The organism is Faecalicatena contorta (genome assembly GCF_022835095.1).
Taxonomy (GTDB): Bacteria; Bacillota; Clostridia; order Lachnospirales; family Lachnospiraceae; genus Faecalicatena; species Faecalicatena contorta.
Genome location: NZ_BQNQ01000001.1, coordinates 2,396,926 through 2,412,766, shown reverse-complemented (window position 1 = coordinate 2,412,766; position 15,841 = coordinate 2,396,926). Strand labels below are relative to the sequence as shown.

11 protein-coding genes are annotated in these 15,841 nt (G+C 47.9%); all 11 read right to left on the bottom strand.

Translation table 11 applies throughout. The annotated features are described in order from the left end of the window. Window positions 1-185: 185 nt before the first annotated feature. Window positions 186-1,055: an L-serine ammonia-lyase, iron-sulfur-dependent, subunit alpha gene (gene sdaAA, locus MWG26_RS10750; protein WP_025657564.1), complete on the bottom strand. Its 870-nt coding sequence runs from the start codon at window positions 1,053-1,055 to the stop codon at window positions 186-188. Next, complete coding sequence (gene sdaAB, locus MWG26_RS10745; protein ID WP_025657565.1) at window positions 1,056-1,721, bottom strand: L-serine ammonia-lyase, iron-sulfur-dependent subunit beta; 666 nt, start codon at window positions 1,719-1,721, stop codon at window positions 1,056-1,058. A 995-nt stretch (window positions 1,722-2,716) separates the two neighbouring features. Further along, window positions 2,717-4,051, bottom strand: a complete 1,335-nt coding sequence (gene gdhA, locus MWG26_RS10740) for an NADP-specific glutamate dehydrogenase (RefSeq protein WP_025657566.1) — start codon at window positions 4,049-4,051, stop codon at window positions 2,717-2,719. A gap of 720 nt (window positions 4,052-4,771) precedes the next feature. Next, complete coding sequence (locus tag MWG26_RS10735) at window positions 4,772-5,359, bottom strand: putative ABC transporter permease (protein ID WP_025657567.1); 588 nt, start codon at window positions 5,357-5,359, stop codon at window positions 4,772-4,774. A 225-nt stretch (window positions 5,360-5,584) separates the two neighbouring features. Then, entirely contained in the window at window positions 5,585-5,761 is a 177-nt protein-coding gene (rpsU, locus tag MWG26_RS10730) for a 30S ribosomal protein S21 (protein ID WP_004054229.1), read from the bottom strand. 125 nt (window positions 5,762-5,886) lie between these two features. Next, the gene (alaS, locus tag MWG26_RS10725) at window positions 5,887-8,526 is read right to left on the bottom strand and encodes an alanine--tRNA ligase (protein ID WP_117440637.1); all 2,640 of its coding nucleotides are present in this window, start codon (window positions 8,524-8,526) and stop codon (window positions 5,887-5,889) included. A gap of 167 nt (window positions 8,527-8,693) precedes the next feature. Then, entirely contained in the window at window positions 8,694-10,205 is a 1,512-nt protein-coding gene (locus MWG26_RS10720) for a 4Fe-4S dicluster domain-containing protein (RefSeq protein ID WP_117440638.1), read from the bottom strand. Between the two features lie 129 nt (window positions 10,206-10,334). Continuing rightward, on the bottom strand, window positions 10,335-12,728 hold the full coding sequence (locus MWG26_RS10715; protein WP_025657568.1) for a homocysteine S-methyltransferase family protein: 2,394 nt from the start codon (window positions 12,726-12,728) through the stop codon (window positions 10,335-10,337). Beyond that, window positions 12,725-13,375 carry a vitamin B12 dependent-methionine synthase activation domain-containing protein gene (locus MWG26_RS10710; RefSeq protein WP_025657569.1) on the bottom strand — a complete coding sequence of 217 codons (651 nt, stop codon included), beginning with the start codon at window positions 13,373-13,375 and terminating at the stop codon, window positions 12,725-12,727. The genes MWG26_RS10715 and MWG26_RS10710 overlap by 4 nt, the downstream gene beginning before the upstream one ends. A gap of 12 nt (window positions 13,376-13,387) precedes the next feature. Further along, window positions 13,388-14,257, bottom strand: coding sequence for a methylenetetrahydrofolate reductase [NAD(P)H] (metF, locus tag MWG26_RS10705; RefSeq protein ID WP_025657570.1), 870 nt, complete (start codon window positions 14,255-14,257; stop codon window positions 13,388-13,390). 67 nt (window positions 14,258-14,324) lie between these two features. Then, a complete protein-coding gene (gene glgA, locus MWG26_RS10700) occupies window positions 14,325-15,773 on the bottom strand; it encodes a glycogen synthase GlgA (protein WP_117440639.1) in 1,449 nt (482 codons plus the stop codon). Between the last annotated feature and the right edge of the window lie 68 nt (window positions 15,774-15,841).

Here is a 15,841-nt window from a genome sequence, read left to right as displayed (position 1 = left end):
ACTCCTATTGCATGTTATGTAATGCAATAAAAGTCTCACCATTTAATCACGATACGGATGGAAGGCCATCGTCCTGACGACATCGCGAACGCTCCAAAGAGCGCCAGTTACTCCCTTCTATTAGTGATTATCATAATACAGCAAGCCCTGATATGTCAAGGGAAAATTCCAATTCATATTTGAATTCACATTCCCAGATGTTCCACTATTTCCTTTGCCCGGGGGGTGTTTGCAACTCCGCCCTTTCCGGTCTCGCGCAAAGAAACATGCATAGACTCTCCAACTTCCCTCATAGCATCAATCACCTGATCCGGCGGTATCCTGCTTGTAATACCGGCCAGCGCCATGTCCGCCGAAGATAGTGCATTGACAGCTCCGATCACATTCCGCTTGACACAGGGAACCTCCACGAGCCCTGCTACCGGATCACAAACCAGCCCAAGCAGGTTTTTCAGGGCCATCCCTGCCGCATGCATAATCTGGCTGTTGTTCCCGCCTTTCAGGTAAACGAGAGCGCCAGCCGCCATGGAAGAAGCCGTACCTACCTCTGCCTGGCATCCCCCGGCAGCACCAGCGATAAAGGCACGGGATGCGATAACCTGTCCAATTCCCGCTGTCACATACAGGCTGTGCACTATCTGCTCTCTGTCCGCCTTTCCAGCCCGGTACAAAGGCACAAGCACAGCCGGAATCACACCGCAGGCCCCTGCCGTAGGAGCCGCTACAATACGCTTCATGCAGGCATTGGATTCTCCCATCTGCAGTGCCTGCACGATCACTCTTGACACAAAATCCCCGCACAGAGTATCGCCCTCTTTCCGGTATTTTTCCATCTGTCCGCCCATCATGCCGACCAGCCCGCTGCTGGAAACCAGTTTTTCATCATAGGAGTCGCTGGAACGCAGCATGGCGTCCCACATCGCCTCCATCGTCTGGACAGATTCTTCTTCGCTGACGGTCCGCTCATTCATATCATCCAGGAGCACAGCCCGCCAGAAAGGAATCTCCCTCTCGCAGCAGACCTGCCTGATTTCTTCCAAAGACTGATAAGCCATCTATGCATCCTCCCTGTCAATATATGTCACTTTCATAATCCCATCCTGTTGTTCAAACCATCTGATAGAAGCCTCCGGCACACGCTGGTCAATCTCAATTACCATCACGGCGTCACCACCCTTCTTCCCGCGGTAAAGCTGAAGCGTGGCAATATTAATCGAATCCTCCGCCAGCATGGATGCAACAGCCGCCACATGCCCCGGCCTGTCATGATTCTGTACAATCAGGGTCGGACATTCTCCTGTACAGTTTACCATAATTCCGTCCAATTTATTCAGCATAATTCGTCCGCCGCCCAGAGATGAGGCCTGTACCTCTACCGTGTGTCCCTCTTCCCCCCACACTTTCAGAAGCGCTGTATTCGGGTGCGCCTCCCGTATCTGTACATTTTGTATTTGGAATTCCAGCCCTTCCTGCTCCGCCACCCGGAAACTATCCGGGATCCGCATATCATCCGGTTTCATCCCCAAAAGCCCCGCAACAACAGCCCGATCCGTTCCATGTCCCTTTCCTGTCGCCGCAAAAGATCCGTGAAGCCCGATCTCCGCTTTTACCGGTCTGCTTCCTAACAGCCTGCGGGTGATATAGCCAATTCGTACCGCACCCGCGGTATGGGAACTGGAAGGTCCAACCATAACGGGGCCCAAAATATCAAAAATATTCATACCACATCCTCCAACTCCAGCCAAAACTATTCGCTAATCATTATAACAGATTCCACCATAAATATCCATAAAATCGGGATTTAGCAACGGGCTTTAGTCCCGGGGCGGATGGAGGGGGACGCTTACCGTGAGCCGGGAGATGCTGCGGCAAGTGTCTGCCCTGTTGGAAATACAGCCCGCTGCGCCAGGCAGCAGTAAGAGGAAATCCGCAAAACCAGCCGGAACCGAACACATTCACCGCTTAATCTGATGATTAAGCGCTTCAGGTGTTCTAAAAAGCTGCTTCGGGAGCAGCTTTTTTCCGGCTGGTTCTGCGGATTTCCTCTAACTGCTGCCAGGCTCGCTAACATGCATTTCCAACAGGGCAGGCACTTGCCGCAGCATCTCCCGGCTCACGGTAAGCTGGTTCATCCGGCCGGTAGGTTAGGACCCGTTACTAAGATGGGGCCTCAAACGGGGGCAGCGGATGGTATTGAATTGGTGTGGATTTGATAGCCCCAGTAAGTTATTAATAATTAGGTTGGCGTAAAGTAATCAGTAAGGTAAAAAAGCGTTTAAAACTTACAATCTATATTAAAGTCCCGCCAATTCTGTCCCATCCGCTGCCCCGGTCCGGGATCCTACCCGGTTGGCGAGCTTTCCTGCCGATTGGATGAGCCAGCTTTATGACAGGGAGGCCGGGGAGGTGCTGGGGCTGTATATGCCGTTGCGAAATGCTGGAGTGCGCTTAGTGATTCTTGAACAGCCGATGCCGGATAGGCGGGGAAAAACTTGATCTCCAAATCAAGTTTTTACTGAACCCAGCGCGGGAAATCATCAGATTTCCCGTGATGTGTTCAGAGTACCCGCCTATCCGGCATCGGCTGTTCTAGAAACACTTAGCAGCATGGGTGCATATCGCAACGGCATATACAGCCCCAGCACCTCCCCGGCCTCCCTGTCATGAAGCGTCCCCGTCCGTCGACAAGGCTGAAGCTTGCCGACTAAATCCCGATTTATATGATGCCCTGCGCCGTCATTGCGTCTACTACTTTTTCAAATCCCGCAATGTTTGCGCCTACGACATAGTTTCCTTTTACATCATATCTTTCAGCAGCATCCGCCATATTATGACAGATGTCCACCATAATTCTCTGAAGCTGCGTATCTACTTCCTCGAATGTCCAGCTAAGACGCTCACTGTTCTGGGACATCTCCAGGGCTGAAGTCGCAACACCGCCAGCATTTGCCGCCTTTCCAGGTGCAAATAATACACCGTTTTTCTGCAGATATTCTGTTGCTTCCAGAGTTGTCGGCATGTTAGCGCCCTCTGCTACTGCAATACATCCGTTTGCAACAAGTGCCTTTGCGTCATCCAGCAGAAGTTCATTCTGGGTTGCACATGGCAGTGCGATATCAACTTTTACTGACCAAACGCCTCTTCCTTCGTGGTACTCGGAATTTGGACGGTAATTCTTGTATTCTGTCAGTCTTGCACGCCTAACTTCCTTGATTTCCTTCAGCGTGTCTACGTCAATCCCATCCGGATCGTATACCCATCCGTTGGAGTCACTGACTGTCACTACTTTAGCCCCCAGCTGATGTGCTTTCTGTGTTGCGTAAATAGCAACATTTCCTGAACCTGATACTGCTACTGTCTTACCAGCAATGTCAATTCCGTTTAGCTTAAGCATCTCCTCTGTCAGATAAAGAAGACCGTATCCGGTAGCCTCTGTGCGGGCCAGAGATCCGCCGTAGCTTAATCCTTTTCCTGTAAGTACACCTTCGGATAATCCGCGGATACGTTTGTACTGTCCATACATATATCCAATCTCTCTTGCACCGGTGCCGATATCTCCTGCAGGAACATCTGTATCTGCTCCGATATATTTACACAATTCTGTCATAAAACTCTGGCAAAAAGCCATAACTTCTCTGTCTGATTTTCCTTTTGGATCGAAGTCCGAACCGCCTTTTCCTCCGCCGATCGGAAGACCTGTCAGGGAATTTTTGAAGATCTGTTCAAATCCCAGGAATTTGATAATGCCAAGGTTTACTGAAGGATGCAGACGAAGACCGCCTTTATATGGTCCAATCGCACTATTGAATTGAACCCGGTACCCTGTGTTAACCTGAACCTGACCGCTGTCATCCACCCACGGCACACGGAACTTCAGCTGTCTCTCAGGCTCTACAAGCCTCTCCAGAAGAGCATCTCTGCGGAATTTCTCCTCATTTGCCTCCACAACGGCTCTCAGAGACTCCAGCACTTCCTTTACTGCCTGGTGGAACTCCGGTTCTGCAGGGTTCTTTTTCACAACTAATTCAATTACCTCATCAACGTATGACATCCTTTTCTACCTCCTGAAATAATATAAAAATGGCGGGGTGACAACCTGCCCCGCAACATGACAACTTTGTCTACTCGTTTATTTTAAAAGCTGTCTGCAACTTTGTCAATCATAAATTTCATAATTTTTACAGCTTTAGCACTGTATAGTATTAAACCCAACAAAGTATACAGCAAAATGCTTTCATAACATTTCAAACATCATCCGTGTTACCGCAATATTAGCTTTAGTTTAAACGATGACAGCTATCCGGACAGTCTCATCCCCTGTTTTATGTGAAAACGACATTTTCGCAGGAAATCTATTTGTATTATTCATTTCTATTGTTTTCCCATTTCTTATAGAAGATATAGCCAAAATAATTCATTTTGTCCTGATGACTTGGCTAATATCTCCTGTAAAAGTGCAAAAAAACGCCATAGACCTATGTCTATGACGCCTTTGTCATTTCACTCATTTAGTATATACCAGTTTTTTCCTAACGTCAAGTAAAAATTCGAACTGTATATCCTGAGCTACCATTCACGGGGCCGTGCACCCCGCTGCACGGCATCCGAGCCATTAAAGTGATCGAGCCGGGCATCTGGTCCCTTGCCCCAGGCGACTTTAAATGGCCCAGATGCCGTTATTATGCGCGGGCCCTGGGCCGTGTATAGTAACTACCCTGATGTCAGTACTGCGCGCATCCGCAAGGGGGACAGTAAGAGCTTCAAGAGCCATCTAACGTCCGATCAAGTTCCGAAATCTGTTCTTAATCTTGCTGAACGAGACCGGCAGGTTCTCCCGCTTCTCTTTATAAAAAGAAGACGCAAAATCAATAATATAAAGCAAAATCAGCAATGTACCTGCAATTCTTCCTATATGGAAAGGTATCGCATTTACAATCCGCTCAACAAACCCGTGCAGAACCCCAAACAAGATCAAAGTATACAGTCCCCAAGCCAGCGTGCTTTCCAGGCAGAGAATCCCTTTATAATTAAACGGCTTGTCCGTATAATCCCACCAGACCTCACCGAATATTCGTTCCATAATCCTGGCTGTCACCCATTCAATTGTTGTGGCCAGTATGGCTCCCAGAAAGAAAAGCAACACTCTGTTGTGACTGTAAGGGCTCAGCACAAAATATACTGTCAGAGCCCCCACCCCATAGATCGGGCATAACGGTCCTTTTGAAAATCCCCGGTTTGTCCATTTTTTATTACAAATGGACATGTAAATAGATTCCACTATCCACCCAAGAATACTGTACGTAAGGAACCACAGTACTACATGATATAAATCTCTTCCAAATATCACCTTATCCCACATATTCTCATCTCCATCTTATGTTAATGTCCCATTAGTTTACATTGGTAATCATATCATAGCTTCACAGACATTACTACGAACTTTGGAAAGTCTTAAACAAATCTTAAATAAATAAAGAAAATACAAAGCAGACTCCTACCCCTGCCTTCCTTTCCATCCGCCTCCTCCGCTGGCCTCAAAACACAAAAATAGAGTGTTTTTCAACACTCTATTTATCTGCACATATTAATTATATTTACGTTTTCTAGCAGCTTCAGATTTTTTCTTACGTCTTACGCTTGGCTTTTCGTAATGTTCTCTTTTACGAATCTCCTGCTGAATGCCAGCCTTTGCACAGTTTCTTTTGAATCTGCGTAAAGCGCTATCTAACGTCTCGTTTTCTTTAACGATTACATTTGACATAGTCTCACACCTAACCTCCCCTCCAGCCTTGTATTGTGCATCATACGACTGTTCGGGTATATTTATTGCACTACAAAAGATTATATCATATTTTCACTAAACGTCAACTGTTTCCGGCAAAAAAACTAAGAAAGTTGTCCTTCCAGTGCTTCAACAACCTTTGTAAGCGCATCTTTGATGCCCGCCGGATTCTTTCCGCCTGCCTGCGCCATGTTCGGACGGCCTCCCCCGCCGCCTCCTACGAGGCCGGCAATCGCTTTGATAAGGTTCCCGGCATGTGCTCCCTGTTTCATTGCACCTTCTGTTGCGGTTACCATAAGACTGACTTTCCCCTCATTTCCAGATGCAAGTACGACTACGCCCTCTCCCAGTTTTTCCTTCATCTGGTCTCCAAGGTCGCGGAGTCCATTCATATCAACGCCGTCCACCTCTGCAGCCAGAAGCTTTACGCCTTTCACTTCCTGCACCTGATCCATCACATCGCCCATGGCATCCTGTGCAAGTCTGCTCTTCAAGCTTTCTACCTCTGAGTGAAGCGCTTTGTTCTCGGACATCACATGCGTGATCTTTTCCGGCAGGTTATCCGGCGATGCCTTTAACAGCCTTGCGGCCTCATTCATCTTCCTCTCCAGGGCATCATAATAGTCTAAAAGTCCCTGCGATGTCAGTGCCTCAATTCGGCGCACGCCTGCGGCCACGCCTGTCTCGGAAATAATCTTAAACGCCATAATCTCACTCGTGTTCTTTACGTGGGTACCGCCGCAGAACTCAATTGAAAATCCGCCTATGTTGACCACCCTTACGATGTCCCCATACTTTTCACCGAACAATGCCTGCGCACCGGTCTTTCTGGCCTCTTCGATCGGCATATTCTGAATATCCACAGGCAGGGCCTCGGCAATATGCTCATTTACAATTTCCTCTACCTGTTTGAGTTCATCCTGGCTCATCGCGGAAAAATGTGTGAAGTCAAAACGGAGCCTGTCTTCATTCACACTAGAACCTGCCTGTTCTACATGAGTGCCCAGCACTGTCCTGAGCGCCTTCTGGAGCAGATGGGTCGCACTGTGGTTTCTTGCGGATAAAGAACGCTTTCTCGCATCTACAGCCAGCTCTGCCTTATCCCCTGTCTTGACCATGCCTTTGACAACCTGTCCCACATGGCCGATTTTACCGCCCAGGAGCTTGATTGTGTCTTCTACCTTAAATTCCCCTTCCGGAGTGCGGATAATGCCCGTATCGGCCTCCTGGCCGCCACTGGTGGCATAGAAAGGTGTCTCTTTTACAAATACAGTTCCCTTCTGGCCGTCCGACAGGGCCTCTGCTACTTCTGTCTCCGTGGTCAGCACCGTAATCTCTGATTCAAATATTAAATTATCATATCCTACAAATGTGCATGTAATACCCGGATCAATGGATTCGTAAACGGTCACATCCGCTCCCATATAGTTCGTTACGCCACGGGCGGCGCGGGCTGTCTTTCTCTGGACTTCCATCGCAGCTTGGAATCCCTCTTCATCCACATTCATACCCTTTTCTTCCAGAATCTCTTTGGTCAGATCGATCGGAAAACCATATGTGTCATACAGTTTAAACGCTTCCTCTCCGGAAAGAGTCTTTTCTGCTCGCTTCTCCATCCCGTCGATCATATCGGATAAAATAACAAGCCCCTGATCAATCGTCTTGTTAAACTGCTCCTCTTCCTTTGCTATCACTTTCAGGATAAAGTCTTTTTTCTCTTCCAGCTCCGGATAACCGTCCTTAGAGCCTTCAATTACGGTCTCCGCCAATGCCGGAAGGAAATTGCCTTCGATATTCAGCAGTCTTCCATGTCGGCAGGCTCTTCTGAGCAGACGGCGCAGTACATACCCTCTGCCTTCATTGGAAGGCATAATACCGTCGGATATCATAAATGTCACAGAACGTACGTGATCTGTTATAACACGGATGGAAATATCAGTGCTTTCTTCTTTTCCGTATACTGCGTCTGCCAGCCTGCATACATGGCTGCGCAGTTCTTTGATCGTATCCACGTCGAATATGGAATCCACATTTTGTACAACCGAAGCAAGTCTCTCCAGGCCCATGCCTGTATCAATATTCTTCTGTTCGAGCTCTGTATAATTTCCTTTGCCGTCATTTTCAAATTGGGTAAATACGTTGTTCCATATCTCCATATAGCGGTCGCACTCACACCCTACTGTACAGTCAGGGCTTCCACAGCCGTACTCTTCCCCTCTGTCATAGTAAATCTCCGAACACGGGCCGCATGGACCTGAACCGTGCTCCCAGAAATTATCCTCCTTGCCGAACTTAAAAATCCGTTCCGCCGGAATCCCCATCTTTTTATTCCAGATCTCAAATGCTTCATCATCGTCCAGATATACAGATGGGTACAGTCTGTCGGAATCCAGACCTACCACTTCCGTCAGGAACTCCCATGACCATTTAATTGCATCATCTTTAAAGTAATCACCAAAAGAAAAATTACCCAACATTTCAAAAAAAGTGCCATGGCGCGCTGTCTTGCCGACATTCTCTATATCACCTGTCCGGATACACTTCTGACATGTTGTCACCCTTTTTCTCGGCGGGTTCTCCTGCCCGGTAAAATATGGCTTCATAGGTGCCATCCCCGAGTTAATGAGCAGCAGGCTCTTATCGTTGTGCGGCACTAATGAAAAGCTCTTCATTGCAAGGTGCCCTTTGCTCTCAAAAAACTCCAAAAACATCTTTCTTAATTGGTTCACTCCATATGGTTGCATAACCCTAGTCCTCCCGGTTTCTTTATCTGCGGCAGTCATTATTATTCTGCCTTTATACGCTCCGGATATCCGAAACGATGAGTATATGGTCAACAGAAACAGAGTGGATGCGGATCCACTCTGTATTTCTAACCTATCATACCATAGCTGGTACGGTTTTTCAAATATTATTTTAGCTCAATTTCCGCCAGTTCTTTCGGCGGAATGTTGTTGGAAGAATTCTTAACATAGTTGGCAAGAGCTTTCTTCGCTTTTGCGACCGGTATATTCGTTCCGGCGCCTGCTATACAGCCTCCAGGACAGCCCATTCCCTCGATCAGACATCCGTTCATACGTCCGGCTTTTGCCAATGTCAGTATCTTTTTGCATTCTGCAAGCCCCTCGGCATGCTCAATGTTCACTTCCACATCCGGATAATACTCGTTGATGCAGTTCTCAATGGCCTCTGCCACGCCGCCGGCACAGGCATAGCCGCGGCCCGCTCCCGTAGCGTCGTGGAAAGAAGACTCTGCCTCATACTTCTTCAGGTCGATGTTTTTCGCGTCAAACATTGCCTGCACCTCTTCGTAAGTCACAACAAAGTCCACATCACTGCGCACGGTTCTTCTCGACGCTTCCAGCTTCTTAGCCGCACACGGCCCGATGAAAACCACTCGCGCGTTCGGATGCTCCTGCTTAATGGTTCTGGCCGTCGCCACCATAGGGGTCAGCTCCTGCGAGATCTGGTCGATCAGATCAGGGAAGAATTTCTTTGCCATTACCGCCCAGGACGGACAACAGGATGTCAACAGGAATGGAAGTTCCCCTGATACCACTTTATCCACATAATGATGCGCCTCAGCTATTGCTCCAATGTCTGCTCCCAGCGCCACTTCGTAGACTTCGGAGAATCCCAGCTCCTGCAGGGCAGCCTTAATGTTTCTCGGTGTAATATTGTCCCCAAACTGTCCGACGAATGCAGGGGCAATCTCAGCCACAATCTCTCCTCCCTCCTGCAGCGCGTTTGTCAGCTGGAAGATCTGGGACTTGTCGGAAATAGCTCCAAAAGGACAGCTTACCATGCACATACCGCAGGACACACATTTATCTGTGTCAATGTAGGCTCTTCCATATTTGTCGGAAACAATCGCATTAACGCCGCAGGCATTTTTACAAGGTCTTTCCTTCTTTGCGATAGCATCATACGGACAGACCGATTTGCATTTTCCACACTTGATACATTTTTCCTGGTCAATAAAGGACTTGCCGTCCACGAAGGAAATAGCTCCCTTCGGACATACCTCCTGGCACGGATGGGCAAGGCATCCTTTACAGATATTGCTCACTTCATATTTATTTTCTTCGCAGCTCTCGCAGGCCGATGGTATCACCTGCATCAGCGGAGGCTCATAATACTTTTCCGAAATGTTGCTGGCTTCCACTCCGGAAGTCAGGTGCACCGGCTTATTCTCCGGCCGCAGCGACAGACCCATGGCCAGCCTCAAACGCTCTCTCACGATCGCGCGTGAACGGTAGGTACTCTCGCGGTATTTCTCCGTATCATCATTTACAATCTCATAGGGTATCGCTTCCATATCTGCCAACAGCGTGTCCGCGTTAGCCTTAAATCCCAGTTTCGCAACTTCCGTAAACACTCTTCTCCGTATTGCACGGACCGGTGTCTGCAGTCCTCTCATCATAGGTTCTCTTCCTCCTGAATTTTCTCCAAAAAGGCAGCTTTCTGCCATTCTCTTTCATTTGCATTACCACTATACCCTTTTGTTAAAATTTAGTCAATATGGTTTCTTGTATAAAAAAAGGTACATTCCTTACTGATTCTTAAGCAGCTTCTGCGCATAATAAACAGACTGCATCGCATCCTTCCCATAGAAATCCGCTCCGATCATATCCGCATACTCCTGATTCAGGACAGCCCCTCCTACCATTACCCTGCATCTGGGAGCTTTCTGCTTCAATTGCTTGATTGTCTCCTCCATGCTCACAACGGTAGTCGTCATAAGTGCGCTAAGCCCTGCCAGACGCACATCCTCCTTCACCACTGTCTCCACAATCCGTTCCGGCGCCACGTCTTTTCCCAGGTCAATCACATCAAAACTGTAGTTTTCAAGCAGTACCTTCACTATATTCTTCCCGATATCGTGGATGTCCCCTTTCACGGTCGCAAGCACCACCTTCTCCTTCTTCTCCTGATCCTGTCCAGCCGCCGCAAGCGATTCCTTCAGAATTGTAAAAGCCGCTTTTGCCGCCTCAGCGCTCATCAGAAGCTGGGGCAGAAATACGGTTCCCTTCTCAAAGCCCTTCCCCACATTGTCCAGCGCAGGAATTAGATACGTATTGATGATATCCAGCGGTTTCTGCTCCTTTACAAGCAGGCCTGTAATATGATGCGCCTCTTCTTTCAACCCCTTTTCGATCGCCTGATCCAGGGACATCTCCCCGGAAACGGAAGGAGCCGCCGGGGTGCCAGTGTCCTGTCCGGCATATTTCGCAATGTAATCTTCACAGTTACTGTCCAGATTCATAAGCGCATGATATGCATAAAAGGACCTCATCATTTCCTCGGAGGAAGGATTGATTATCCCCGCACTCAAACCATTGTGCATGGCCATTGTATAGAAATTGGCATTGATAACCGGGCGGTTCGGCAGGCCAAAAGAGATATTGGATACTCCCAGCACCGTGTTGACTCCAAGTCCGTAACGCACTTTTTTCAATGCTTCCAACGTTACCCTGGCCCCTTCCGGATCCGAACTGATTGTCATAGCCAGAACGTCGATGACAATGTCTTTTTTATGAATTCCGTATTTTGCAGCTTCCGCGATAATGCGGCGGGCTATCTCCACTCTTTTGTCCGCAGTATCCGGAATGCCGCTCTCATCCAGCGTGAGGCCGATGACTACGCCCCCATACTTTTGTATCAATGGAAATACAGCGTCCATGGATTCCTGCTTGCCGCTGACAGAATTCACCATGGCTTTACCATTGTAGATCCGTAGACCGGCTTCCATGGCCTTTGTATCCACGGTATCGATCTGCAGCGGCAGGCTGGTCACGCTCTGCAGTCCCGACAGAACATCCCGCATCATGGATACCTCATCAATGTCCGGCAGCCCCACATTGACATCCAGTATATGCGCGCCTTTATCCTGCTGCGTGATGCCTTCCCTAAGAATATAGTCTATGTCATGTTCTTTTAGTGCCTGCCGGAATTTCTTTTTCCCCGTCGGGTTGATCCGCTCTCCGATAATCTTCGATCCCGTACCCAGGCAGACTGATCTGCCATAAGAGGATACGATCGTGATTTCCTTCTGCGTAACCGGAGCGGGTTTCATTCCCCTGCACAGCTTTACCATCGCCCTGATGTGTTCCGGCGTCGTGCCGCAGCATCCGCCCACTACAGACGCGCCACGGCCTATAATCATCTGCATGACAGACGCAAAATCACGGGGAAGTACATCATAGACCGTCTCTCCCTTCACTTGTTTCGGGAGTCCTGCATTCGGCTTCACAATCACAGGAAGAGACGTGTACTCCAGAATCTGATCCAGGATCGGAAGCATCTGTTTTGGCCCAAGCCCGCAGTTAATTCCTAAGGCATCCACCCTCAGGCCTTCCAGTAGTGCCACCACCGCTGGTACGTCTGCCCCTGTGAGGAGTTTGCCCCGCTCGTCAAAAATGGTGGTCACAAACACCGGCAGGTCTGTATTCTCCTTCGCGGCAAGCACAGCAGCCTTCAACTCATATGTATCACTCATTGTCTCAATATGAATCAGATCCGCTCCGGCCTCGCTTCCGTACCTTACAACCTCCCCGAATGCCTCGTACGCTTCCTCAAACTCCAGATCCCCCATGGGCTTTAATAGCTTTCCTGTAGGGCCGATATCCAGTGCTGTATAAACGCTTCGCCCATGCACGGCAGCCTGCGCAGACGCTTTTTTCACGTTTCTTACCGCGGCAGATACGATCTCCTGCAGTGAACAGCTGTCATCATGGAACTTCAGTGCATTAGCCCCAAATGTATTCGTCAGTATAATATCACTCCCTGCTTCGATATAATTCCGGTGTATCTCCATAATCTGTTCCGGATGTGAGATATTCCATGTCTCTGGAAGCTCACCGGGCTTTAAGCCGCCCGCCTGCAGTAATGTGCCCATTCCACCGTCAAAAAACAGCAGTTCTTTTCCCAATCTGTCTAAAATCATATTTTATCCCTTCTGTATATACAATCTTCTTTTTCGCAGGCCTCACAGCCTTTGATGTGGCATTTTTCTTCTGTAGTACCGGCTCCAATCACCGCTGTCACAGACTTTGACGGAGTCATCATACAGCTCTCAGTCATTGTCAGGCCAATCGTCTTTGCACAATCCAGCAGCTGCATCAAAGGCGCCTGGCAGCGAATGTCAAAATCACCGTATCCGGGACTGAACCTTGGCCGCAGATATAGCCCCTGCACTGAGACCTCCGTAGCAATATCCGCCTGGCACGCGTCACAGTATTCTTCCAGCAGAGCAGCCGCGCAGGCCTGCATCACTACAGCCTTCGCCATATCCGTTAAGGAAAGGCGGGCAAGCATCCGGTCTACCGCTGTCCCCAGCGTTGCGCCAAACAAGATAATCTTACAGCACCCTTTCAGATTCCGTCCAAGATTTCTGCTCTGAATTTCTACTCTGCCTATCGTAAATCTGTCATCCGCCGTCTGCTGCAAATCAAAGATGCGGTAGATGGATCTTCTGCCTGCTATGTCTTCCAGATCCCTGAATGAATCTTCAACCATTGCAAGCGTCTTATCATCTACCGCATGTTTTCCATATCCCAGATAACGGATGGCTTCTTTTGTCATATGATCCATCTGTTATTACTCCTAGCATTTAATAATTTCCGATAAATTACTCATGATTGCCTCTGCCACCTCTGGTTTATTCATGGAATAAATGTGGATATTCCTAACGCCGTTGGCAAGCAGGTCAATAATCTGATCTGTCGCATATGCAATCCCGGCCTGCTCCATTGCGTCCGGACAGTCTCCAAATCTGTCCAGTATAGCCTGGAATCTCCGCGGAAACACGGTTCCTGACAGTTCACAGCTGCGTTTCATCTGTTTTGCGCTTGTAATGGGCATGATTCCCGGCAGAACAGGTACGGTTATGCCGGCTTCCCGAATTCGGTACAGAAAGTTGTAATGGATATCATTTTCAAAAAACATCTGTGTGGTCAAAAAATCCACACCGCTGTCTACCTTCTGTTTCAGATATTTTATATCATCTGCTTTATGTTCGTTCTCTACATGTCCTTCCGGATAACAGGCAGCGCCGATGCAGAAGTCTCCATGCTTCCGGATCTCTTCTACCAGCTCATAGGCATAGTGAAAACGATCCTCCGACGGAAATTGCATATCAGCCGGAATGTCTCCCCGAAGTGCCAGAATATTCTCGATTCCAAGTTCCTTCAGGCTGCCGATTACACTCCTCACCTCGTCTTTCGTTGAGGACGCGCAGGTCAGATGTGCCAGGCTTTCGATTCCCAGATCCTCTTTGATATGCTCCGCAATCTTTGCGGTGTTTTTACTGGTTCCCCCGCCTGCTCCGTATGTAACACTTATAAAGTCAGGGTTCAGGGCGGCTATCCTGTCGGTTGCTTCCTGTACCTTTTCATATCCCGCGTCTGTCTTGGGCGGAAACACCTCGAACGATATATGTATCCGGTTCTCATTCAGTCTGTCTTTTATTTTCATATTTTACTTGTTCTCCCTTATACGAATGCCTGCGGCCGCCCTTCATAAAAAGGGCAGCCCATGCGCTTTATTCACTGATCAGGCTTTTGTATAATTCTTCGTATTGCCTTGCAGAGTTCTTCCATGAAAAATCTTTGTTCATGGCGCGCTCTACAATTTTATTCCAGTCACGTTTCTTATCGTAATAGATCCGTTCTGCGTAACGGATGGTATTCAGCATCTCATGTGCATTGTAATTAGTAAAGCTGAATCCCGTTCCGGTTTTTTCAAATTCATTGTACGGTTCTACTGTGTCCTTCAGTCCTCCTGTCTCCCTAACGATAGGAATCGTTCCGTATCTGAGGCTCATCAGCTGGCTTAATCCGCATGGCTCAAACAATGATGGCATCAGAAACGCATCGCAGGATGCATAAATCCTATGGGATAAGTCTTCGGAATAAAAGATATTCGCTGACACTTTTCCCGAGTATTTCCATGCAAAATGACGGAACATGTTCTCATATTTGGCATCTCCAGTGCCGAGTACGACAATCTGCACCGCATCCTGACACAATTCATCCATAATGTAATCTACAAGGTCAAATCCTTTTTGATCGGTAAGTCTGGACACCATACCAATCATCATGGTTCTGGAATCCTTATCCAGTCCCAGTTCTTCCTGAAGGGCCAGCTTGTTTGCCACTTTATTCTTACGGAATGTATCAACCGTAAACTTCTTGGCAATCCGGGAATCCAGAAACGGACAGTATTCCTCATAATCAAGTCCGTTTACAATTCCGCACAGTGCATTTTCTCTCGCCCTCATCAGGCCGTCAAGGGCCTCTCCGTAAAATGGTGTTTTAATCTCTTCTGCATAAGTTTGGCTTACAGTTGTCACTTTGTCAGCATATACGATTCCGCCCTTCAGAAGGTTCGCATCTTTGTATGCTTCCATCTTGTCAGGAACAAAATAGTACTCCGGCAGCCCCGTGATACTGCGCACGGTCGTGGTATCCCATACACCCTGAAACTTCAGGTTATGTATCGTCATGATTGTTTTGATTCCCCTGTAATACTCGCCGAGATAACGGAAATTATCCAGGTATACCGGTATGAGGCCGGTCTGCCAGTCATGGCAGTGAATCAAGTCAGGGCGGAACCCAATCACAGGTAGTATGCTTAAAACGGCTTTAGAAAAAAATGCATACTTCTCGATGTTCCATTTCGGATCGCCATCATATGGAGCGTAACCGCCGAAATAATGTTCGTTGTCGATAAAATAAAATGTAATATTGTCATGGATACATTTTAAAATTCCGACATATTGGTCAGTTCCAGCTATATCCATGTAGAAATGATCAACATATTCCAGCATATCTTTCCATTTTTGCAGCATACAAGTGTATTTTGGCAGCACCACCTTTACATCATATTTTTTTCTATCAAAATATTTAGGCAATGAGCCGACAACATCTGCCAATCCGCCAGTTTTAATAAATGGAACGCATTCTGAAGATGCAAATAAAATGTTTTTCATAAACAACCCCTCCACTTTCCTTGAGTCCTCTTACAAGCCTTATACACTGACTATTATAACTCATTTTC

Bases quoted from the DNA above. Each gene is read 5' to 3' on its own strand.
- sdaAA (WP_025657564.1), bottom strand. From the start codon at position 1,055: ATGGCTTATCAGTCTTTGGAAGAAATCAGGCAGGTCTGCTGCGAGAGG.
- gdhA (WP_025657566.1), bottom strand. From the start codon at position 4,051: ATGTCATACGTTGATGAGGTAATTGAATTAGTTGTGAAAAAGAACCCT.
- MWG26_RS10735 (WP_025657567.1), bottom strand. From the start codon at position 5,359: ATGTGGGATAAGGTGATATTTGGAAGAGATTTATATCATGTAGTACTG.
- glgA (WP_117440639.1), bottom strand. From the start codon at position 15,773: ATGAAAAACATTTTATTTGCATCTTCAGAATGCGTTCCATTTATTAAA.
- MWG26_RS10710 (WP_025657569.1), bottom strand. From the start codon at position 13,375: ATGGATCATATGACAAAAGAAGCCATCCGTTATCTGGGATATGGAAAA.
- MWG26_RS10720 (WP_117440638.1), bottom strand. From the start codon at position 10,205: ATGATGAGAGGACTGCAGACACCGGTCCGTGCAATACGGAGAAGAGTG.
- MWG26_RS10715 (WP_025657568.1), bottom strand. From the start codon at position 12,728: ATGATTTTAGACAGATTGGGAAAAGAACTGCTGTTTTTTGACGGTGGA.
- alaS (WP_117440637.1), bottom strand. From the start codon at position 8,526: ATGCAACCATATGGAGTGAACCAATTAAGAAAGATGTTTTTGGAGTTT.
- rpsU (WP_004054229.1), bottom strand. From the start codon at position 5,761: ATGTCAAATGTAATCGTTAAAGAAAACGAGACGTTAGATAGCGCTTTA.
- sdaAB (WP_025657565.1), bottom strand. From the start codon at position 1,721: ATGAATATTTTTGATATTTTGGGCCCCGTTATGGTTGGACCTTCCAGT.
- metF (WP_025657570.1), bottom strand. From the start codon at position 14,257: ATGAAAATAAAAGACAGACTGAATGAGAACCGGATACATATATCGTTC.